A 932-nucleotide genomic window follows, 5' to 3' on the forward strand; every position below is an offset into this window, starting at 1 on the left:
ATCTTTATCTTCTTCAAAATAAGAATCCTCGAATGTGTGCTGTACGTAAAACAGCCAAATACCTATTGAACCTGCTATTAAGAATATGGAACCATGTACTAAAAGAAACGATTGCCATCCAATTGCCCAGCAAAGTAATCCTACTAAAGCAACAATTAAGACATTCGTCAAATAGGTGTTCATGCGTTCCTTCTTTCTAGCACCTTTTCGGTTAAATCTATTTTTAAGTAGGAAAACATAAATCGGACCTAATCCAAACATAACGAATGGATTGCGATATAAACGATATGCTAAACGGAGTCTAAATGGCGCTGCCAAATATTCATTCACTGTAAGGGTCCAAATATCTCCTGTACCTCGCTTATCCAAATTACCACTTGTAGCGTGATGAACGGAATGCTCATGCCCCCATTGATCAAACGGGAATAAAGTTAAAACACCCATACATGTCCCTACTATTCTATTTACACGACGACTTTTAAAAAAAGAATGATGGGTACAATCATGAAAAATAATGAAAACCCGTGTCATAAATCCAGCGGCTAACAGAGATGGAACTAATGCTAACCAATAAGAAACGGACAGGCTTTTATAAGCAAGGTACCATAAGATAATAAATGGCACTACCGTATTGATGATTTGCCAAACACTTTTTTTTGCCGTTGATTTTTCAAAAGGAGCAACTTGTTTTTTTAAATTTTTAGTATTTTGTAATGTCATTTTTTCTAATTCCTTTCCTTTATGTTGCTAATTCGTATTATAACACATTATTAGTAGTAGGTGTTATACGCAGGTATAATAAATATTTTATACTATGAAAATCTCTTTTTTCTTACTCATTCCTTACAAATTGCTTACGTCCAAAATAGCTTCTATTATAGGATAGAAGGAGCATTTGTGCCGGAAATTTCGAAGTTGTTCCCAATAAATAT

The 932-nt window shown here is 34.1% G+C and carries 1 protein-coding gene; it reads right to left on the reverse strand.

The window, feature by feature from the left end; genetic code table 11:
- On the reverse strand, positions 1-720 hold a 720-nt coding region (locus tag V7038_RS29185), incomplete at its 3' end, for a fatty acid desaturase (RefSeq protein ID WP_335696068.1).
- Positions 721-932 lie beyond the last annotated feature (212 nt).

It is taken from the genome of Bacillus sp. JJ783, assembly GCF_036963225.1.
GTDB classification, from domain to species: Bacteria; Bacillota; Bacilli; order Bacillales; family Bacillaceae_G; genus Bacillus_A; species Bacillus_A cereus_U.